The organism is Pseudomonas syringae pv. cilantro (assembly GCF_001293775.1).
GTDB lineage: Bacteria > Pseudomonadota > Gammaproteobacteria > Pseudomonadales > Pseudomonadaceae > Aquipseudomonas > Aquipseudomonas syringae_P.
Genome location: NZ_LGLN01000081.1, coordinates 281,056 through 303,286, shown reverse-complemented (window position 1 = coordinate 303,286; position 22,231 = coordinate 281,056). Strand labels below are relative to the sequence as shown.

At 60.4% G+C, this 22,231-nt stretch carries 12 protein-coding genes; 2 read left to right on the top strand and 10 right to left on the bottom strand.

The genetic code is table 11. The features are described from left to right. Positions 1–119: 119 nt before the first annotated feature. From ABJ99_RS28490 to glyQ, 8 genes are all read right to left on the bottom strand, one after another. Positions 120–404, bottom strand: coding sequence for a hypothetical protein (locus ABJ99_RS28490; RefSeq protein WP_147461944.1), 285 nt, complete (start codon positions 402–404; stop codon positions 120–122). A 143-nt stretch (positions 405–547) separates the two neighbouring features. Further along, the gene (gene imm40 / locus ABJ99_RS23870; protein ID WP_054087894.1) at positions 548–877 is read right to left on the bottom strand and encodes an Imm40 family immunity protein; all 330 of its coding nucleotides are present in this window, start codon (positions 875–877) and stop codon (positions 548–550) included. A 3-nt stretch (positions 878–880) separates the two neighbouring features. Next, entirely contained in the window at positions 881–10,084 is a 9,204-nt protein-coding gene (locus tag ABJ99_RS27800; protein WP_080378290.1) for a hemagglutinin repeat-containing protein, read from the bottom strand. Positions 10,085–10,123: 39 nt separating this feature from the next. Then, the gene (locus tag ABJ99_RS23860) at positions 10,124–11,776 is read right to left on the bottom strand and encodes a ShlB/FhaC/HecB family hemolysin secretion/activation protein (RefSeq protein ID WP_230081078.1); all 1,653 of its coding nucleotides are present in this window, start codon (positions 11,774–11,776) and stop codon (positions 10,124–10,126) included. Between the two features lie 426 nt (positions 11,777–12,202). Further along, on the bottom strand, positions 12,203–12,973 hold the full coding sequence (locus ABJ99_RS23855) for a lysophospholipid acyltransferase family protein (protein ID WP_054087893.1): 771 nt from the start codon (positions 12,971–12,973) through the stop codon (positions 12,203–12,205). 57 nt (positions 12,974–13,030) lie between these two features. Further along, positions 13,031–13,582 (bottom strand): D-glycero-beta-D-manno-heptose 1,7-bisphosphate 7-phosphatase, encoded by a 552-nt coding sequence (gmhB, locus tag ABJ99_RS23850; RefSeq protein WP_054087892.1) that lies wholly within the window; start codon positions 13,580–13,582, stop codon positions 13,031–13,033. Between the two features lie 13 nt (positions 13,583–13,595). Next, positions 13,596–15,650 carry a glycine--tRNA ligase subunit beta gene (glyS, locus tag ABJ99_RS23845; protein ID WP_054087891.1) on the bottom strand — a complete coding sequence of 685 codons (2,055 nt, stop codon included), beginning with the start codon at positions 15,648–15,650 and terminating at the stop codon, positions 13,596–13,598. Beyond that, entirely contained in the window at positions 15,647–16,594 is a 948-nt protein-coding gene (glyQ, locus tag ABJ99_RS23840; RefSeq protein ID WP_003379468.1) for a glycine--tRNA ligase subunit alpha, read from the bottom strand. The genes glyS and glyQ overlap by 4 nt, the downstream gene beginning before the upstream one ends. Positions 16,595–16,673: 79 nt before the next feature. Between glyQ and ABJ99_RS23835 the strand changes: the two genes are divergently transcribed. After that, positions 16,674–17,225, top strand: a complete 552-nt coding sequence (locus tag ABJ99_RS23835; RefSeq protein ID WP_054087890.1) for a DNA-3-methyladenine glycosylase I — start codon at positions 16,674–16,676, stop codon at positions 17,223–17,225. 37 nt (positions 17,226–17,262) lie between these two features. Further along, positions 17,263–18,150 carry a lysophospholipid acyltransferase gene (locus ABJ99_RS23830; protein ID WP_054087889.1) on the top strand — a complete coding sequence of 296 codons (888 nt, stop codon included), beginning with the start codon at positions 17,263–17,265 and terminating at the stop codon, positions 18,148–18,150. A 199-nt stretch (positions 18,151–18,349) separates the two neighbouring features. On the opposite strand, the gene ABJ99_RS23825 is transcribed toward ABJ99_RS23830, so the two are convergent. After that, complete coding sequence (locus ABJ99_RS23825) at positions 18,350–20,713, bottom strand: FdhF/YdeP family oxidoreductase (protein WP_054087888.1); 2,364 nt, start codon at positions 20,711–20,713, stop codon at positions 18,350–18,352. 140 nt (positions 20,714–20,853) lie between these two features. Further along, entirely contained in the window at positions 20,854–22,227 is a 1,374-nt protein-coding gene (trkA, locus tag ABJ99_RS23820; protein ID WP_054087887.1) for a Trk system potassium transporter TrkA, read from the bottom strand. Positions 22,228–22,231: the final 4 nt, after the last annotated feature.

Below are 22,231 nucleotides of genomic sequence, written 5' to 3'. Positions count from 1 at the left end.
CCTGCGAAGAACGTCACGCCGTCGGCGTTGGAGGACTATAAGACTTTTTTGAGCAAAGACCGTTTATTAACGTCGCGGTCTTTATATTGGCAACGGATGCCTGCGCCTAATTCCGAATATTAACTAGTTTGTTGTAATTTTTTAACTGCTTTATCCATCAGAGTCATAAACTCTTCAAGTTTAAAATGCCACTTCCTGCCATCAGCCGTCGGGAATATTACGAATTCAACTGGCCTTCCAGGCTCGCGAGATACTTCAGCTAATTGTTCAGTTCCTGACCAGATCTCGAATACCAAATTTTCTCGATCTGGTGGACTACTTATCAAAGAAGAAAACTGTGTCATAGCTTCGGCTCTAAAAGTCCAATAAATTTCTACTAGTGTCGTAGCGTAGACCTCGTCCATCTGGTCCAATCACATCCATAACTCCCCCAGATCTTCCGGTAACTTTGTAGGTTACGGTCGGTTTCAAGAAGCTACCTTTGACAGTGGTTATAACGTTTTGGCCTTATCATCAATCCTCTTCATTTTTAATGCCTTTTGCACAATCAGATTTTAGGAACTAGAATAAACAGTCCCTCATCCGTTGGGTAGTTTAAAATATAACTTCTTGCCTTGTCTGAACTGCGTTTTAAAAAAATAGAATCACACTCATCGACCTCTTGGTCGCAATGCCAACTGTCGTATGTATGCTCAAATTTATCACTAACCAATTTATATACATCTCCCCCGAGAATCGCAATTCCTAAAGCCTCGAGTTCGTGAATAGCAAGTAAAGCCTCATCATGACCTAGGGCCCAATTTCTTACCCCCAAATGATTTAGGGATTTACCTTGACTTAGAATGGGGTCTATTTGCTCCGACCATATAATACTCATAAATTACTCCGTCGAAGTCGGTTTGAACAGTCGATGATTTATTGATCCGTCCGACTCTTTTATAAATTCGAAAACGCCTTGCTTCCCACGATACTCGCCTGGAATTTTCAGCATATCTCTTACCACGCCATCTCCCCCTTTGATCTTCGTTACCTGTCCAGCGCCTTGGAACGTTGTCACACTTTCCGGGAAACCATGAAGATCGCCAGTCTTGATCTGACCTAACACTTTATCTGTGTATTTTGTGCCTGCAAAAAAATCATCCTCTACTGCACTTACGTTTTTCCCACCCTCCCCGCCCTTAACAACATCAGCCCCAACCCCTCTATCCTTACCGGTATAGTTCTTCCAGTCAGGATGGTACGGATCAGCCCTCATTTCGGCTGTGACTACCTTGGACTTGCCTGAGAATTTGCCGCTTGCCAGCACACCCGTCAAGAGCCCTGCGGCGAGCCCTCCTCCGCCGATGAGGTATAGCTCACTGTTGTCATCTTTGTTAAGCGGCTTGCCCTCCATTGCACTTGCAACCTGCTCCCCCAGCGCGTCGCTGTATTCTGCAAGCTTCTGGCCCAGGCTCTGCCCCAACGGCGTCTCGGAAACCGCGTTGTAAACCGCCAGTTGCACCAGACCTTTAGGCCCCTGCGCAACCGCTACCAATACACTCACCGCTTCCTGTTGCCCCGGATGCTCCTGGATGTACTGGTTGATCGAAGCCATCGACCGCAGCGTATCCTGAGCGACGGTGAGCTGTTCCTTGTCCGTCGGATTGACGAAGGAGGCAGGTAATTCCATCGCATCTGGACTATTGGGCCTATTGTCTTGCTGAAGCGTCTTGTCCAGGTCTTCAACCGGGTTGAGGTCGATCCCGGCAAGGCGTGCGATTTCTGCGACGACGCTTTCCTGGAACTGAGGATCGGCCATGGTTTTCATGGCCTGGTCGCGCGTCATGCCACCTTGGAGCAGCGAGTCCATGGTGTTTTCGGCGAAGTCAGCACCCATCAGTTTGGAGGCGCCCGTATCCATCTGGCGGCCTAGGGTGCTTTCGATTTTATTGACGGCACGCGTCAAATCGCGAGAAGCATTCTCGTAGTTCTGCCTGGCGGTGTCGTCGTAGGTCAGTAACTGGTTCGTCCACTGTTTGGCGGTGACGACCGGTTGACTGGCCGCCTCCACCGAACTCTTCGTCACATACAAATCAGTCCGATGTTCATCATCGCGCGTGATCTCGTACGCTTTATCCACATCGCGGTTCAGCCCGGCAGTCGAGTCTTTACCCGCCGCCGCATCGCCCCGCACCACCACATCGCCCGCACCCACCGTGCCGCGCACAATTTGCTGACGATCCTTCTCGTAGTTCCAGCCTTCGACGCTCCAGCCGTTCTGGCCCTGTTTGCCTTTGCTGACCTGGCTCTGGTCCTGAATGGCACCGCTGCTGTTACCGTACGAGCCGCCGACGTTGAGGTAGTAACCGTGCTCTTTGTCCTTACCGGCGATGTCGCTGAAGCCCAGCGTGTTGGTGTCGAGCTTGAGGTTGCCGGTGTCGGAGGCGATAACTGCGCCGTCGAGTTGGGTGTGGTTCTGCGTGCGGATGTCGACCTGGTCTTTGCCGGTGATGCTGGTCTGTTGCTCGATCCAGTGGGTCGAGCCGTTGGTGCGGCCGTAGCCGGCCGAGCCGCTGACACTGCCGCCCAGACCGACCACGACGGTGGCGCTGAGGTCGTATTCCTTGCCTTCGACCTTGCCGGTGTTGGCGAGTGAAGTAACGTTGAGGTCACGGCCGACGCGCCCGACCACGTCATTGCCACGCAGCGTGGCGCCGCCGATGTGGGTGTCCTGGCCGCTGGTGAAGCCCAAGCGGTTGCCCGCGTACAGATAGGCTTCCTGTTGCTGCAAGCCTTCGCGTTCGAGGTCGCCCTTGCCGATGTTGACGCTGGCGTAGACGCCGATCCCGCCTGGCCCTACCGCGATGCCGGCTTCGCCGCCGCCGTTCTTGCGGGTGTTGTCGGTGCTGCTGTTGTTCTGGGCGGCGCGGATATTGAGGTTATTGCCGGCGCGCAGGTCGATGTCACGCTGTGCCTGCGCCTGGGTGCCGATCAGGTTGAGGTCGTTGCGGGCTTGCAGGTTGATGTCACGCCCGGCTTGCAGTGCGGTGACGGTCGAAGCCTCCTGACTTTGATCACCGCTGGCGATGCCGTTGCTGCCGCCGATGCCGAGCTTGAAGCCGCCGCTGGTGCCGCCGTGAATGCCGCCCCAGCTTTGACGCTCGCGGGTTTCCTGGCTGTAGCGGCCTCTGGCGGCATCGAGGGTGACGTCCTGGCCTATGACGTTGATGTCGCGGCCCGCCTGAAGCTGGCCACCGGTGACCTGCACGGCGTTGTTCGCCGACAGGTTCACGTCGTTGCCGGCGTTCAGGGTCGAGGCGCGGTTGGTCTCTTCGATAACCTGCTGACTGGTGCTCTGCTTGCTGTTGCCCAGCTTGGCGTCAGCCGTCGGGCCTGACAGGAACTGCGAAACCCCGTCAACCGCCCTGAGCGTGCTCGACCCCTTGCTGACCGCGTCGTCACCTTTGCCTGCGCCACTCACGGCATCCCGGGTGCTGCCGTAGTTGTGGTTGACGCTCAGGCTGAGGCCGTTGCGCGAGCTTTCGCGCTGCTGTTCGATCAGTTGCGACTCACGCGCTGCATCGATCCTGATGTTGCGCCCGGCCGTCAGGTCGACATTGTTGGCGGCTTCCAGATCGGAGCCGACCTGATGGATGTCGCGTTTGGCATCGACCGCCAGGTTTTCACCGGCGCGGATCTGGCTGGCGGCAGCGGTCTGTTGTTCGAGGCGGTTTTTCTCTTTGGTGCGATCAACGCCTGCGAAGAACGTCACGCCGTTGGCGTTGGAGGACACACCGATGCCGGTCTGCCGGTTCTTTTCCCAATCCTGATTGGAGGTGCTGTTCTGCGCGGCCAGCACGTTGACGTCCTGACCGGCGTTCAAGCGCACGTTGCCGCCTGCGTTGATGCTGCTGCCGATGACATTGATGTCGCGCTCGGCTTGCAGATCGGCATCGCGCACGGCGTTGACCTGGCTGCCGACGCTGGTGCTGCTCTGTGCGACGCGGCCGGCTTCCTTGGCTGACGAGATGGACAGGAAACCGCCAGACACTGACAGGCCGGTTTTCTTCTTGTACTCCTCGCTGCGGCTGTAGGCCTGGTCGTTGGCCGAGACCAGATTGATATCACCGGTCTTGTCCAGCAGACCGGCTCTGACGTCCACGTCATTGCCCGCGCCGATTTCGCTGGCGCGCAGCCGCACGTCCTTGCCTGACGCAAGCACCACATCGTCGCCAGCGTTCAGCTCGCTGCCGACCTGCGTGGCGCTGGTCTTCAGCTGGCTTTTTCCGCTTTTCGACAGGCCGAGGAAACCGGACTTGGTCTTCTTGCTGTACGCCCCGTGTTCTTCGACGCCCGAGAGCACTGCTACATCGTTGGTGGCACCCAGTACCAGGTCGTTGCCTGCCGACAGCTTGCTGCCGATCACGCTGACGTCACGACCGCCATTGATGTTGACGCTGCCGTCGGCGGCCTTGCTGGCATTGACGGTGAGGTCCTGCCCTGCGTTGACCTCGGAGGCCATGTTGGTGCTGTCGTAGCTTTCCTGCTGCTTGCTGCTGCTGCGTCCGAATGAGCTTTTGCTCTTTTTCGAGTAGAAGTACGAGTTCTCGTCCTTGGCCGACGCGATGGTCATGTCCTGCGCGGCATCCAGCGCAACGTTTCCGCCTGCCGTGACCCGGCTGGCGACGATGTCGAGGTTTTGCCCGGCATCTGCCGAGAGGTTACCGCCCGCGTTGAGGTCGCTGGCTTGCTGATTGACCGTGCGGGTTTCCAGTTTGGTTTTCTTGCTTCGCGAGACGTACTCGCTTTGGTTGGCTGCCGACTCGAGCGCAATGTTGCCAGCAGAGCGCAAGGCCATATCCCGTCCGGCGTCCACACGACTGGCGGTGACACCCACATCACGACCCGCCTGCACGGCAACGTCCTGACCGGCGTTTACGCTGGCGCCCAGCTGGGTGGTGCTGGTGCGTACGTGATTCGGTCCGTCGGTGCGGCCTTGCTGGAGCTGTGCGGCGTTGATCGCGACGTCGCGGTCTGCCAGCAGGGTCACGTCGCGCCCGGCCTGCAATGCGCCGCTGCTGTTGACGTCGCGCCCGGCGCTGACGGTCAGGTCATTGGCGGCCTCGACGCGGGCGGCGTTGTTGGCGAAGTCTCTGCGCCACGTGGAGTTGCCGACCGCGCTCTGGTGGCGGGTGACACTGCGCTCGTTGCTCACGTCGCCATTCACGGAACTGAGGGTCACGTCGCGACCGGCGACAACGCCGCCTGCGCGGTTGATCAGGTCGTTTCCGGAACTCAGGTTCAGACGCTCATTGGTCTGGATCAGGCCTTCGTTGATGAGGCTGTTGCCAGCGCGGGCGTTGAGGGTGTTGGTCGCTCTGAGCGTGCCAACGTTGGTCAGGTTGTTGCCCGCAATCAGCGACAGGTCGCCGCCCTGGATCAGCGCGCCGTTGTTGGCCAGTCGATTGTTTGCCTGGGCCAGGTAAAGCACCGGCACCAGTACGTGTTCGCCGCGCACGACCTGATCTTCCATCCAGACGATGTCGTGGGTCAGGGCCGCGACCTGCTCGCCAGTCAGCGCCACGCCGACGCTGAGGCCCAGCGTGCTTTTGCTGGCGATGGCGTTGTCCATCAGGTACTTGTACATGGCTTCGTCGCTGGTCAGACCGTCGATGAAGCGTTGCCCGGTACGCGCGACGACCGCTTGCTGAATCAGGCGCTGCTCGTAATACCCATCGCCCAGGCGTTTCCAGGCGGCGTCGGGGTTGTAACCGACGGTGTCGAGCAAATAGCTGGAGCTCAGAAACTGCCGCAGGTCGGTCAGCGCCGGGTTGGTCTCGATCAGATACGGGTGGGGCTGGGCGGCTGTGGCGGCGCTCAGCAGTTGCGCGCCGCTGCCCGGCAGGCTCGCGCCGTTTTGCGTGTCGCTCAGGCGGAACAGGCCGTTCTGCCCGGTCGGCAGGCTGAAGCCTGGCAGCGCCGTCGGGTTGACCTGCTGCTGTGCAAGGTCGGGCGGCAATTGACGATTGAGCGTCACGACCGTCGCATAGTCGGTGCCCGGCGCCGTGGTGTCCGTGCGTGTGCCGCCGCTGACGTAAGTGAAGCCGCCGCGCACGACACTGTTGTCGAAGTTGTTGCCTGCGGTAATGCTGACCGGGCCGCCAGCCTGGATGATGGCGGCGTAGGTCGTGGCATCGGAGGCGAGCTGGCGGTTGGTTTCAAGCTCTGGAACATCGCGTTCAGTGATCGCGATGAAGTTACTCATCGCGGCTTGCAAGCCACCCAGATTGTTCGGGTCGTAGCGCGGGCTGTCCTGCGAATAGCGCAGGTTGAACAGCCTGGCGTCTTCATCCCAACGGTCATCGTCCCGGGTACGGCGAGAGACGAAGATGCGGTCGTTCTCGGTCTGGCCGGTGACCACGCCCACATTGTTGAAGTTGTTGAACGTAGCGGTCAGCGCCCCGCCGCTGGCCAGCGAGCTGCTGCTGTTGAGGAAGTCGCCACCGGCCAGTGTCATGTTGCCACCAGAGGTGATGCTCGAAGCGGCGCTGGCGGCGATTACTTCCAGCTTTTCCAGCTGCTGGATCTTCCAGACGTGATGCTCCTTGCCGCCGTCGCAATCCAGATTGCCGGTGCCTGGGGTGGAGCAGGACAGTTCGTCGATGCGAGCGCTGTAGATTCCGGAGTCCTTGACCGACAGCACGTCACGAATGTTCTGAACCGTGTTGGCGGCCAGCAGCATGCTGCCGTCGCTGGTCAGCGTGGCAGAGCGGTTGACGATGCTGTTGGCGAATGCGCCTGCGGCATCGCGGCTGATCTGCAGATTGCCCATGCTGTATACATCGGCGTACTGGTTGGTGAAATCATTGACCAGCAGCGAGGTATTGCCGCCGCTGAAGATCAGCGCGTTCTGGTTCAGCAGCGTCGGGGTGCTGACGGACAGATTGCCGCCCGCGCCCAGGGTGCCGAAGTTGTTGAGGGTGCCCGCGTTCACTTGCAGGTCGGTGTTGCCGGTAATGCGCCCGCTGTTGTTGAGGATGCCATCGATATCGATGACACCGGCAGCGCCGCTGGCCAGCCGTGCGTTGGCGTCGGTCAGGTTGAGTTGCGCGGCCTTCAGCGTCGAAGCGCCCAGGCTGGTCATGCTGCCTGCGCCGTTGTAGGCACCGGTCAAGCGCACGTCCAGCGTACCGTTGCTGGCGATGCGCCCGTCGTTGGTCCAGTTGCCGCCACGCCCGATGAAGCTATTGGCTGCCAGTAACTGCCCGCCGCCGAGCTGGGTGAAGCTGCCGATGTTCAGGTCCAGGTTGGCCGCTTGCAGCGTCGTGCTGTTGGTCCAGCTGTCGCCGGTCAGGGCCAGGGTGCCATTGGTGGAAATGCTGCCGCCTGCGTTTTGCAGCAGGGCCAGGCTCAGGCCCAGAGCGCCCTGGCCGACGTGCAGAATGGAGCCGTCGGTATTGACCAGGCTGCCGAGGGCGAATTGCAGATTGCTGCTCGCGCTTTCCAGCTTGCCCCCGGTGTTTTCCAGCACGCCGCTCAGGGTCAGTGCGGTGGAACCACCGCTGCCCAGCGCGCGCAGTTGTCCCGACGTGTTGTCCAGGCTGGCCGCCTTGAGCAGCAGGCTGTTGTCACTTTCAATGATGCCCTGACGGTTGTTCAATGCGCCGGACAGGTCGAAATCGATATCGCGACCTGCCACCTGGCCGCCTTGGTCACCGCTGTTGTCGAAGCTGTCGCCCCGCACTTGCACCACGCCATTGGCCGACAAAGCGCCGTTGCGGTTATCGAACGTCGACGCCTCAATCAGCGCGTCGCCTTGTTGGGCGGCGATGCTGCCGCCGTTGTTGTCGACGCCGCCACGGGCGGTCAGCAGCAGGCGCTGGCCCTGGATGACACCGCCCTTGGCGTTTGAAAGGCCGTTGCGCAGCAAGCCGGCAAGGTTGGTGTTCACGTTTCCGGCCAGACTGGCCAACACGCCCGCGCTGTTGTCGACGCTAGCACCGGTGATCGACAGGTCACCCGACTGCGCGATGAGGCTGCCACCCACGTTGCTGGTGGCGCCATTGCCGGTCGCCAACGTCAGTGTGTTGGCGCTTTGCACGATGCCGCCGTCGTTGTTTAGCGCGCCAGCGTTCAGCCCGAGCGTGCCGGTGCGGCTGTTGATCAGCCCGTTGTTGCCGTTCAGCACGTCGCCAGAGGCGGTGATCGAGACCGTGCTGCCTGCAAGCGTGCCGTTGTTGCTGTTATCCAGGGTGTTGGCGAACAGGGTCATCAGGCCCTGACTGGTCAGGCGACCATTGTTGTTGGTCACTGTGCCGCCGCGCTGCAGCAGCAGATCCGCACCGCTGACAATCGCGCCATTGCTGTTGTTCAGCACGCCCGGCAGGTCAAGGGTCATGCCTGAAGTGCTGACCACGGTGCCGTTGGTGTTGGTGAAGGCGCCATTCAGGGCGAGTGCCATGTCGCTATTGCTGACCAGCGTGCCTGCACTGTTGTCGAAGCGGTCGCCGGTCAGGGTCACGCCCTGCCAGCCGGAAATCAGGCCACCAAGGTTGTTGAGTACGGTGGTGTTCAGCACCAGTGCCGCGCCGCTGGTGATGCGGCTGGTCGCGCTGTTGTCGAGCTGTGCCGACGTAATGTTCAGGGCCTGAGCCGCGCTCAGCGTGCCGCCGTTGTTGTTCAGACGTGCGCTGCTTACGGTCAGCGCGCCGTCAGTCACCAGTTGCCCGGCGGAGTTGTCCAGGCTTTCGCTGGCTGTAACGAATTGCTGACCGGCGCTGGAGAGCTGGCCGTTGCTGTTGTCGAGGCGCGCCGCGCTTGCCGTCAGCGTACCTTCCGAAACGATCTTCCCGGCGCGGTTATCCAGGGTTTCGCTGACGATGGCGCTGAGTGTGCTGCTGGCGGCCAGGGTGCCCTGATTAACGATGTTGCGGGCGCGCAGGCTCAAGGTGCCCGTACTGTTGCGTGTGTTGTCGGCGTTGATCCCGGATTCGATGACGCCGGTGTTGCTCAGTTGCTCGGCATCTAGATTCACCGCCTGAGCGGCCACCAGATCGCTGCTGTTGGTCAGCGTGCCTGACGCATTGAGCGTCAGCTGTGAACCGGCGTAGGCCGGACCGGTGACGGTGATATCGCGAGCCTTGGCAACGATGTTGCCGCTGGCTGCGGTCTGATTCATGGTCAGCTTGCCGTTGGCATCGATATTGATATCGCCACCGCTGGCCGCCAGGTCTCCGGCAAGCCGAACGCCGACGCCTGTTTCAGTGCCGACCAGCCGCACCGCCCCGGCGTACATCCCGCCCAGCGCCGAGGAGTCGATCGCCAGCTCGGGTTTGGCGCTACCGTCGTCTGGCAGCGGTGTGGCATCGAGCGTCTGCGCATCGACGTCGTTGCGGCCGGCGATGATGTTCAGGCGTTTGGCATGCAGCTCGGCGTTGATTTTCGCGCTGCGGGTGATGATGTCGAACTGATCGACGTTGTCCGCATTCAGGCCTACGCCATCAATGGACACGCTGCCACCCTGCACGTTGAAGCGATTCAACTGACCGCTTGCGTCCAGCACCGGCTTGCCGGTGGTCAACGTGACCTGCGGAGTATTGATAAAGCCGCAGCCGTTGCAACTGATGCCATAGGGGTTGGCCACGATCACCCGCGCCGACTGCCCCGCGACTTCCGTGTAACCGTTGAGCTGGCTGGCGTTGGCACCGGTCACTTCGTTGAGAATCGTCCGGGCGGCAGTGCCTCCAAGATTCTTGTTGCCCACGATGATGCCGCCCAGTTGGGTGTTCTGGGTGGCATTGGTCGCGTTGTTGAGAATCACGCCTTTGCTGTCGACGTTGTACTGCTGGTACTGGTTATGCGACAGCCCGGCACCGTTGGGCGCGGCGATGTTGATCACCGGCACGCCGTTGCCAGCCTGGCCTACAGAGGTGTTGGTGGTGCCGCTGACCGCGATGCCTTCGGCTTGCACCAGCAGCGGCTGCCAGAATAGTGCGTTGGCGAGGATCAGCGCGAGGCCGCGTTTGGGAATACCCCAGAAGTGTGGACGTTCGGTCAGGGCAGCAGAAGGCTGACGTGCCAGCAGAGCCAGTTGATGAACGTCCATGTGAGTAACCTCGGGGCAGTGTTATCAGGAGCGGCGTTATTAAAGGAAAAGGTCCACGCGGAAATAGATCGGCGCTTCGCGCTCGATGACGTCGGGACGTTCCAGAGAATGAGCAAAGGTGACAGACGCGGCGACGTGCTGGCCGCGGGTAAACAGCTCGAACGAGTTGCTGGACAGCCGCCCGTGTTCCTGGCCGTTGTAACGGTCATTGCTGATCACGCCCTGATCGTAACCCGCCGCCGCGCCGTACTCGACAAACACCGGCCGCAACCAGTCGAGGGTGACCGGGCGGGTCAGGCGTATTTCGTTGCGCCAGTAGCCGCCGCTGTCGCCGGACAGAAACTCATCCTTGTAGCCGCGCACCGACGACGATCCGCCTAGGCTCAGGCGTTGCGGGCTGAACAGCACGTCTTCACTGCGCTGTCCGGTGGCCAGGCTGGTGAACGCCAGGTTCTCGCCCCACAGCTGAAACGGGTGCAGGTAGCTGATGGTGCCGGTGTATTTGCGATAACGCGCGTCAGCTTCGCCAGGCCCCGGATCGTGATTGCCTTGCGCGTCCAGCAAACCGATGCCCTGCTGCATGCCCAGGTCAATGTTGACGAACGCCGAGCCGACCCGTCGGCCATGGTTGATGCCGAACTGTGCTTCGGTGATGCGATTGCTGCTCACGCCGATCTTGCTGTTGTCGAGATAGTTGTTGGTGCGCAGGTACGCCAGACCGGCGTTGAGCGAGGTCTTGCTGACCGAGTCACGTTGAATGACGCGTTCGGCACGGAACTGGTGGCTCTGGCTGTCGCCGTCCTGCTTGAACTTGAAGCCGTTAGCCTGGGTTTGCGAGCGGTATTCGCTTTCGCTGTACAGGTAACTGAAGGTCCACCAGCCCCACGGCAAGCTGTACGACAGCAGGCCGTTGTGCGACCCCTGTTGATGATCGCTGACGGCGTCATGCCCACCGCGCAGGCTCAACTGGTCGGCAAGGCCCAGCGGGCTGTCCCAGTCCAGGCCTACGTTCCACTGCTGCTCGCCGGTACTGCGCTGGCCTTCGTTGTTGCGTGAAAGGCTGGCGCGCCAGGGTTTTTGCGGAGCATTCTTGACCAGCACGTCACTGCCACCTACAGCCTGACCCGGGGTCAGCTCCATTTGCGCCTGGTTGGAGGGCAAGCGGTTGAGCTGGTCCACCATCTGCTCGATTTCACGCAGGTTGACCACTTGCCCTTCCTGTCCGGGAAAGGTCATCGCCAGCTCGCGATCCGATAGACCGCTGTCAGCGTCACTGCGCAGTTTTTCCAGCTTGCCTTCGATGACCAGTACCTGCAGGTCGCCTTTGGACAGATCCTGCTGCGGCAGATAGGCACGAGTGGTCACCAGACCTTTCTCGATGTAATGGTCGGTGATGGCCTTGAGCAGTTCGTTGAGCTGGGCCACGCCGAGGCATTTGCCCTGAAACGGCGTGATCAGCGCATCACGTTCGGAGGGCGACAACGTGTCAGCGCCCTTGAGTTCGATGCGGTTGATCGTGAAGCAGCGGGTGTCGGCCGGGGCGACAGGTGCTGTTGGCGTGGTCTGTTTGCCGGGAAGGTCCTTGAGCTCTTCCAGGCGGCGGCGTTGCTCTTCGAGCAAACGGTCCTGGCGATCGCGTATGAGGTCCTGTTCACCGGGAGTCGCGGCCTGAGCAGGCGTCAACGCTCCCATAGCCCACAATAACGCGCACAGACCCAGCCATGTCCTCTTGGAGGCAAGCATAAATATTCCATTAAAAGCGCTGGAGGCGAGAGTTACGCCTACTCGGGGTTAGTCGATACGACAGTCAACCTCATGCCGAATAGCGGCTAAGTGATATCAGGTGTAACCATCGTGAAACAGACCACGCACATGTAAGAAAATTCCTACTTGAGGAAAATTCTTACCAGTCCGCCAGCTTTTCTCTGGAATAAATGACGCAGCGGTTAATCGCGCGCCAATAAAAAACCGACCTCGAAACGGTCGGTTTTTGTACATCACTAAAACTTATGCACGTTTTCAGCGTGTTAAGCACGTTGGGAAATAAGCTGCACAATTAGGCACTTATATCGGTTTTCCAATGCTTTTCCAAAAACCGTGCACAGGTTATCCACAAAATCACGCCGGGACTTTTTCTGCGGTGGTTGCAGGCGTGACCGGCGTGCCCATCGCGCGTTGCGTCTCTTCGTTCCAGGTCTGAACGCGGTCGTTCAAGGCGGCGATAGCGCGGGGGCCGGTGCCTTCTGCGTACATTGGCTTGCCAATCACCACCTGGATGGTGCCGGGTTTCTTCGCCCAGCCATCTCGAGGCCAGTATTTGCCGGCATTGTGAGCGATAGGAAGGACTGGCAGATCAGCGTTGACTGCCAATGCAGTGCCGCCGCGCGAGAATTTGCCGACCTGGCCGTAAGGCACGCGTGTGCCTTCAGGGAAGATCAGCACCCAGACACCGTCCTTGAGCAGTTCGTCGCCCTTCTTGGCGATCTCCCTCAAAGCCGCTTTCGGGTTTTCACGATCGATGGCGATCGGGCGCAGCATGGCCATGGCCCAGCCGAAAAACGGGACATACAGCAACTCACGCTTGAGGACCTGGCTCAACGGCTCGAAATACGCCGAGAGAAAGAAGGTTTCCCAAGTGCTTTGATGGTTGGAGATGATAACGCACGGCGTTTTCGGGACGTTTTCTGCACCGGTCACTTCAACCTTGATGTTCAGGAACACGCGGGTCAGCCAGAGTGCACAGCTGCACCAGTAGACGTTGATGAAGCGATAGCGGGCCTTGAACGGCAGAAAAGGCGCGATGAAAAAGCTCAATGTGCACCACAGCAGCGAGCTGGTGCCCAGCAACAGGTAAAAGAAGAAAGTCCTGATTGCCTGCATGATCGACATAGTTACGTTTACCGTACGGGCAGGTGCCCGCTCCTGGAGCGTTCCGAACCTGATGGGTCAGCTGTTCAGTGAAGCGCTGTTGTGGATAAGTTCTGCGGCAACCGCCGCCAGATCGTCAAAAATCAGAGTGCCCTCAGGCACGTCACCGTCCATCGTCCTGCGGCCTTTGCCGGTCAATACCAACACAGGCTGGGAATCGACGGCCAACGCGGCCTGCAGGTCACCTTTGCTGTCGCCCACGAACCATAGACCCTTGAGCTCGGCCGCGTAGTGACGAGCGATGGTTTGCAACATGCCGGGTCTGGGTTTGCGGCAGTCACAGCCTTCGTCCGGCCCGTGCGGGCAATAGACGATCAAACCCACCTCGCCGCCCTGCTCCGCCACCAGTTCGCGCAAACGCGCATGCATGGCGTCCAGAGTGGCCAGGTCGTAATAACCGCGGGCAATGCCGGACTGGTTAGTGGCAACCGCCACCGTCCAGCCGGCCTTGCTCAGGTCTGCGATAGCCTTGATCGAGCCGGGAATGGGCAGCCATTCCTCCACCGACTTTATATAAGCGTCGGAGTCGTGATTGATCACGCCGTCCCGATCCAGTATCAGCAGTTTCACCAGCGATCCCTTGTCAGCCCAGCAGCGAGATATCGGCAACGCCGAGGAACAGGCCGCGCAAACGCGACAACAGGGCATAACGGTTGGCACGCACGTTGGCGTCTTCCGCGTTGACCATCACGGCTTCGAAGAACGCATCGACCGGCTCACGCAGCATCGCCAGACGCGCCAGCGATTCGCTGTACTGACGCTCGGCAGCCATTGGCTGAATCGCATGGTCAGCCTGCTGAATCGCCGAGTACAGCGAGAACTCGTTGGCGTTGTCGAAGTACTTGGGCTCGACGGTCTGGGCAATATTGCCTTCGGCCTTGCTCAGCAGGTTCGACACGCGCTTGTTCACGGCAGCCAGTGCGGCCGCTTGCGGCAGTTTGCGGAACGCCTGAACCGCCTGGACGCGCTGATCGAAATCCAGCGCCGAAGCCGGTTGCAGGGCACGCACCGAGAGGTAAACCGCCACATCGACGCCTTCGTCTTCATAGCGCGCACGCAGGCGGTCGAAGATGAAATCGAGCACCTGCTCCGCCAGACCGGCTGGCTTGATCTTCGCCCCGAATTGCGTGACCGCGAACTTCACGGTCTCGACCAGGTTCAGATCGAGTTTTTTCTCGATCAGGATCCGCAGGATACCCAGCGCCGCACGGCGCAACGCATACGGGTCTTTGCTGCCGGTGGGCAGCATGCCGATACCGAAGATCCCGACCAGCGTGTCCAGCTTGTCAGCGATGGCAACCGCCGCGCCAGTCAGCGTGGTAGGCAGTTCGGCGCCTGCGCCGCGTGGCATGTACTGTTCGTTGAGCGCCAGCGCGACATCGTCTGCCTCGCCATCGGCCTTGGCGTAGTAATAACCGGCGATACCCTGCATTTCCGGGAATTCGCCAACCATTTCACTCGACAGGTCGCACTTGGACAGCAGACCGGCACGCGCCGCACGCTGGGCGTCGCCGCCTATACGGGGTGCGATGTAGGCGGCAAGCTTCGAAACACGCTCGGCCTTGTCGAACACACTGCCCAGCTGGGCCTGGAACACGACGTTCTTCAAGCGGTCGTTGAAGGTTTCCAGCTTCTGCTTCTTGTCCTGCTTGAAGAAGAACTCGGCATCGGTCAGGCGTGGACGAACCACCTTCTCGTTACCGGCGATGATCTGGGCCGGGTCCTTGCTCTCGATGTTGGCGACCGTGATGAAACGCGGCAGCAGCTTGCCATCGCCATCCAGCAGGCAGAAATACTTCTGGTTGTCCTGCATGGTGGTGATCAGGGCTTCTTGCGGCACTTCAAGGAAACGCTCCTCGAACGAGCACACCAGCGGCACTGGCCACTCGACCAGACCGGCAACTTCATCCAGCAGGCTTGGCGGCACGATGGCGGTGCCTTCCTGTTGGGCAGCCAGCTCTTCGACGCGCTTGCTGATGATCTGGCGACGTTCGTTGAAGTCGGCCAGCACATAGGCAGCGCGCAGGTCGCTGAGGTAACCGGCAGGCGAGGAAATACGCACGTCTTCCGGGTGGTGGAAACGGTGGCCGCGAGAGTGACGACCCGCGTTCTGGGCGAGGATCGTGCAATCGACGACCTGATCACCGAACAGCATGACCAGCCATTGGGTCGGCCGCACGAACTCTTCCTTGCGAGCACCCCAGCGCATGCGCTTGGCAATCGGCAGGTCGTTCAACGAGTCTTCGACGATGGTCGGCAGCAGCGACAGGGTCGGCTTGCCGAGGATGGTCTGGCTGTAACGCAGTTTCGGACCACTTTGATCGATCTCGCTCAGGTCGACGCCGCACTTCTTGGCGAAGCCCAGCGCTGCCTGGGTCGGATTGCCTTCGGCGTCGAACGCGGCCTGACGCGGCGGGCCGTCGAGGTTGACGCTGCGATCCGGTTGTTGCGTGGACAGTGCGGTGATCAGCACGGCCAGACGGCGCGGCGCGGCGTAGACCTGCTTGGCGCTGTAGGTCAGACCTGCGCCCTGCAAGCCTTTTTCAATACCGGCCAGAAAGGCGTCGGCCAGCGAAACGAGGGTCTTGGGTGGCAGTTCTTCGGTGCCCAGTTCGACCAGAAAATCTTGAGCACTCATTGCGCTGCCTCCAGCTTGGCCAATACTTCATCGCGTAGATCAGGCGGCGCCATCGGGAAGCCGAGGCGGGCACGGGCTTGCAGGTAGGCCTGAGCCACCGAGCGGGCCAGCGTGCGCACGCGCAGGATGTATTGCTGACGCGCGGTCACGGAAATCGCGCGGCGGGCATCCAGCAGGTTGAAGGTGTGCGAGGCCTTGAGAACCATTTCGTAGCCCGGCAATGGCAATTCCAGCTCGATCAGGCGTGCGGCTTCGCTTTCGTAGAAATCGAACAGTTCGAACAGTTTGTCGACGTTGGCGTGCTCGAAGTTGTAGGTCGACTGTTCCACCTCGTTCTGGTGGAACACATCGCCATAAGTCACTTTGCCGAACGGGCCGTCAGCCCAGACCAGGTCGTAGACCGAGTCCACGCCCTGCTGGTACATCGCCAGACGTTCGAGGCCGTAAGTGATTTCGCCGGTGACCGGGTAGCACTCAATGCCGCCGACCTGCTGGAAGTAGGTGAACTGCGAAACTTCCATGCCGTTGAGCCAGATTTCCCAGCCCAGACCCCAGGCGCCCAGCGTCGGCGATTCCCAGTTGTCTTCGACAAAACGCACGTCGTGCACCAGCGGATCGAGGCCGATGTGCTTGAGCGAGCCCAGGTACAGTTCCTGGAAGTTGTCCGGGTTGGGCTTGAGAATCACCTGAAACTGATAGTAATGCTGCAGGCGGTTCGGATTCTCGCCGTAACGGCCGTCAGTCGGGCGACGGCTGGGCTGTACGTAAGCGGCATTCCAGGTTTCCGGGCCTACGGCGCGCAGAAACGTGGCAGTGTGGAACGTGCCGGCGCCTACTTCCATATCGTAGGGCTGAAGTACCACGCAACCTTGTTCTGCCCAGTATTGCTGGAGGGCGAGGATCAAGTCTTGGAAGGTACGCACGGCTGGCGTAGGCTGGCTCACAAATTTCACCTGTGCTGGGCTGCGATTCAAAGAGCGGGAGTATACCCGATTCGGCCGCACGTCCACTCCTGGGAGCCCTATGACACGCTGCTTTTGGTGCAACGAAGACCCCCTGTACGTCGCTTATCACGATCAGGAGTGGGGAGTGCCGCTGCGCGATGCGCAGAAGCTCTTCGAGTTGCTTTTGCTCGAAGGGTTCCAGGCGGGGCTGTCGTGGATCACGATTCTCAAGCGTCGGGCGCGTTATCGCGAGGTGCTGCACGGCTTCGATGTCGAGCGGCTGGCGGACTTGAGCGACGCCGAAATTGAAGCGTTGATGCTCGATCCGACCATCATCCGCAACCGTCTCAAGCTCAAGGCCGTGCGCACCAATGCACGGGCCTGGCTGGCGCTGGAAGACCCGGTCGGCCTGCTCTGGTCGTTTGTCGGTGGCAAACAGAAGATCAACCATTTCAAGGATCGCAGCGAAGTGCCGGCCATTACCCCTGAAGCCGAGGCGATGAGCAAGGCGCTGAAAAAGGCCGGTTTCACGTTTGTCGGCCCTACCATCTGTTATGCCTATATGCAGGCCAGCGGCATGGTCATGGACCACACGGTCGATTGTGATCGGTACGCGATCCTGAGCCGCTGACGTTACACTACCCGCCTCGATAATCTGGGAGTCATCTGTGGATAAGTTCAAAGGCGCCGTAATGGTCGGCGCACTGCGATTGTTTGCCCTGCTGCCGTGGCGAGCCGTGCAGTGGGTTGGCACGGCCATCGGCTGGTTGATGTGGAAGCTGCCCAACCGCTCGCGCGAAGTGGCGCGGATCAATCTGTCCAAGTGTTTTCCGGAGCTGAGCGAGCCCGAGCTGGAAAAGCTGGTCGGCCGCAGCCTGATGGACATCGGCAAGACGCTCACCGAAAGCGCCTGCGCATGGATCTGGCCTGCACAAAAATCGATCAATCTGGTGCGTGAAGTCGAAGGGCTCGATGTGCTCAAGGACGCGCTGGCGTCTGGCAAGGGCGTGGTCGGGATTACCAGCCACCTGGGCAACTGGGAAGTGCTCAATCATTTCTATTGCAGCCAGTGCAAGCCGATCATCTTCTATCGTCCGCCCAAGTTGAAGGCGGTGGATGACCTGCTGCGCAAACAGCGCGTGCAACTGGGCAACCGGGTGGCGGCGTCGACCAAGGAAGGCATTCTCAGCGTCATCAAGGAAGTGCGCAAAGGCGGTTCGGTGGGCATTCCGGCCGATCCGGAGCCGGCGGAATCAGCCGGTATCTTCGTGCCGTTCTGCGGCACCATGGCCCTGACCAGCAAGTTTGTGCCGAACATGCTCGCCGGTGGCAAGGCAGTCGGCGTGTTCCTGCACGCCATGCGCCTTCCGGATGGCTCGGGCTACAAGGTTGTGCTGGAGGCGGCTCCCGAAGACATGTACAGCACCGACACCGAAACCTCGGCAGCGGCGATGAGCAAAGTGGTCGAGAAATACGTGCGGGCCTACCCGAGCCAGTACATGTGGACCATGAAACGCTTCAAGAAACGCCCGCCGGGCGAAGCGCGCTGGTATTAGGAACGATTGGGCGTGGGGCACTCAGCGTTATACGCAAGTGCGCTTTCGGTTCTGGCCGGAGGGCGGAATCTGTGTGTGCGAGCTCGCTCGCGAAGAGGCTATGGAGATCGCTGATCCGCCAGACCGTCTTCGCGGACAAGTCCGCTCCCACAAAGTCATGTTTTCCGGACGGCTCAAAAGTCGCTGACAACGCTGAGCGCTAACTCGCCGCCGCTATCAACCCACGCCGCTCCAATGCCACTTGCATGCCCTCCGGGCTCATCCGCACCAGGTTCACCGGGATGGACTTCGCCGCCGGTGTGTTGCTGCGGCTGTCGCGATTGGCCAAGGGCAGCAGGCCGTTGGTTTCCGGATAGTACGCGGCGCAGCAGCCTTGCGGCACGTCGAAGGGGATGACTTTGAAGCCCGGTGCGCGCCGCGGCGTGCTCGGGTCCAGCGCCGTCTGAAACTCTATGTAATCCCCGGCCTTCAGCCCCAGGCGCTCGATATCCTGCGGGTTGAGCATCACCACCATGCGGTCGCCGTAGATATCCCGGTAGCGGTCATCGTTGGAATACACAGTGGTGTTGAACTGATCATGGCTGCGGATCGTCATCAACTGCAGATGCTCGGCGCCCGGCGGCGTGTCGTCTTCGTCGTAGATGCCTTCGGGAAAGAGAAAGTTGGCCTTGCCCGACTCGGTGTCCCACTTGCGCTCACTGGCGGCATTGGGCAGACGGAACCCTCCGGGTTCGAGGATGCGCTGATTGAAGTCGTAAAACTGCTCGGGCATTACCTCTTCGATCTTGTCGCGAATCCGGCCGTAGTGGTTCACGTAGCTGTCCCAGTCCACCTTGGGATTGGGCGCAAGCGTCGCCTTGGCGATACCGGCGATGATCGCCACTTCGGAAATCAGGTGTTTCGACGCAGGTTCCAGCATGCCGGTCGACCCATGCACCATCGACATCGAGTCTTCGACCGTAATGGTTTGCGCCACGCCGTTCTGCATGTCCAGTTCCGAGCGCGCCACGCATGGCAGCAAAAAGGCTTTCTGACCATGCACCGTCGCGCTGCGGTTGAGCTTGGTGTTGACCAGCACGGTCATTCTCAGGCGGCTGACGGTCGGGCAGATCACGTCGATGTCCGGAATGGCGCGGAATAAATTGCCGCCCATGGAAATGAGGGCTTCCACCTCGCCACGCAGCAAGGCTTCGCAGGTCTCGGCTACGGAGTGACCTTTTTTTCTGGACGCCTCGAAACCGAACACCTTGCTCATGCTGGCCAGAAACGGCTCGCCGGCTTTTTCGTAGATGCCCATGGTCCTGTCGCCCTGTACGTTGGAATGCCCACGTACCGGACAAGCCCCCGCACCTAGCTTGCCAATGTTGCCGCGCAACAGCAGCAGGTTGATGATCTGCTGCATCGCGTCGCCGCCACGCTTGTGCTGAGTGACGCCCATGCCCCAGCAGCAAATGACCCGCTCCGAACGCATGTAGACCGCCGCGATGTCTTCCATGGCCTGACGCGTCAGGCCCGAATGGCGCTCGATGGTGTCCCACGGCAACTGTCGGCAGTAGTCGGCGTAGCGCTCCAGGCCGTGGGTGTGTTCTGCAATGAAATCCACATCCAGCACGCGCGGCAGGCCTTCCCGCTGCGCCACATCATCCGCCGCGATGACTGCTTTGCAGACGCCCTGCAGCGCAATCATGTCGCCGCCGATTCTGACCTGATGATACTGAGAGCTGATTTTCACGCCGCTGCGACTGAGCATGTCGCGCGGGTCCTGCGGCGAGGCAAAGCGCACCAGCGCTTTTTCGCGCAGCGGGTTGAACGAGATGATGCTGGCGCCCCGCCGTGCGGCGGCGTGCAGCTCGGACATCATGCGCGGGCTGTTGGTCCCGGGGTTCTGGCCGATGATGAAAATCGCGTCCGCGTTCTCGAAATCCTCCAGCGTCGTGGTGCCCTTGCCGACGCCGATCGATTCGGGCAGCGCCACGCTAGTGGTCTCGTGGCACATGTTCGAGCAGTCAGGGAAATTGGCCATGCCGTACATCCGGCCAAACAGCTGATACAGAAACGCGGCTTCGTTCGAGGTGCGTCCGGAGGTGTACAGCTCCAGCTTCCATGGGTCGCTCAAATGGCGCAGCTCCTCACCGATTTCGGCAAAAGCCTGATCCCAGGTGACGGGCAGGTATTTGTCACTGGCGGCGTCGTAGCGCATCGGCTCGGTAATACGGCCTTCTGCTTCCAGGTCGTGATCGCTCCAGGTGGCCAGCTCAGTGACTGTATGTTGGGCGAAAAACTCAGGCGTCACGCGTTTTTTGGTCGACTCCCAGGCCAGCGCCTTGGCACCGTTCTCACAGTATTCAAAGGTGTGCGGCTTCTTTGGATCCGGCCAGGAACAGCTGGGGCAATCGAAGCCGCCGGGCTTGTTCATGGACAGCAAGGTGCGGTTGCCCTTGAGCAGCACGTGCTGGTGCAGTAGGTGTTTGTTGACCGCATTCAGCGCAGGCCAGCCGCCAGCGGCCGAGCCGTCGGTCTGCGAGCCTTGTAGCGGGGCCTGGGAATTTTCGGATTCAGACATTGTGTGTGTTCTCCCTGATAAAGCCCGTGAAGGCATGGTGCGTGTGTCTGTGATACACGCACCCAGAGAGAATTCGCCCGAGTCGACGAGCGTTGCCGACCGGGCCGGCCGGCAAGAGGTTCAGTCAGTCTGGCCGCTGTTCAGAAAAAGCTCAGCCCTACCTGGAACAGCCGCTCGACTTCGCGGATGCACTTTTTATCCACAAGAAACATGATCACGTGGTCGCCGGACTCGATCATAGTGATGTCATGGGCAATCAACACTTGCTCGTCGCGGATGATTGCGCCAATCGCCGTGCCGGTCGGCAGGTTGATGTCCTTGATGGCGCGACCGACGACCTTGCTGGACCTCGAATCGCCGTGCGCGACGATTTCGATGGCTTCCGCCGCGCCACGGCGCAGCGAGTGCACGCTGACGATATCGCCGCGTCGCACATGGGCCAGCAATGTGCCGATGGTTGCCAGTTGCGGGCTGACCGCGACGTCGATTTCGCCGCCCTGCACCAGATCGACATAGGCCGGGTTGTTGATCAGCGTCATCACCTTGCGCGCGCCCAGCCGTTTGGCCAGCAGCGACGACATGATGTTGGCTTCGTCGTCGTTGGTCAGCGCCAGAAACAGGTCGGTGTTACCGATATTTTCTTCCAGCAACAGGTCGCGGTCCGATGAGCTGCCCTGCAGCACCACCGTGCTGTCGAGGTTCTCCGACAGGTAGCGGCAGCGCGCCGGGTTCATTTCGATGATTTTGACCTGATAACGGCTTTCAATGGCCTCGGCCAGGCGTTCACCGATGTTGCCGCCGCCTGCGATGACGATGCGCTTGTAGTTTTCGTCAAGCCGCCGCAGCTCGCCCATCACTGCACGAATGTCTGCTTTTGCCGCGATGAAAAACACTTCGTCGTCGGCTTCGATGACCGTGTCACCTCGCGGCAGGATCGCCCGGTCGCGCCGGTAGATCGCTGCAATGCGGGTGTCGACATCGGGCATGTGCGCGCGCAACTGGCGCAATTGCTGACCCACCAGCGCCCCGCCGTAATAGGCTTTGACTGCGACCAGTTGCGCCTTGCCTTCCGCGAAGTCGATCACCTGCAACGCGCCGGGGTATTCGATCAGCCGCTTGATGTAATTGGTCACCACTTGTTCCGGGCTGATCAGTACGTCGACCGGGATTGCGGTCTTGTCGAACAGGCCTGCACGCGTCAGATAGGCCGACTCGCGAATCCGCGCGATCTTGGTGGGCGTATGGAACAGCGTGTAGGCCACCTGACAGGCAATCATGTTGGCTTCGTCGCTGCTGGTGACCGCGACCAGCATGTCGGCATCGTCGGCACCCGCCTGGCGCAGCACTGCCGGATACGAGCCTTTGCCCTGCACGGTGCGGATGTCCAGACGGTCGCCCAGATTGCGCAAGCGGTCGCCATCGGTGTCGACCACCGTGATGTCGTTGGCTTCGCCCGCCAGATGTTCGGCCAGCGTACCGCCGACCTGACCTGCACCGAGAATGATGATTTTCAACTGC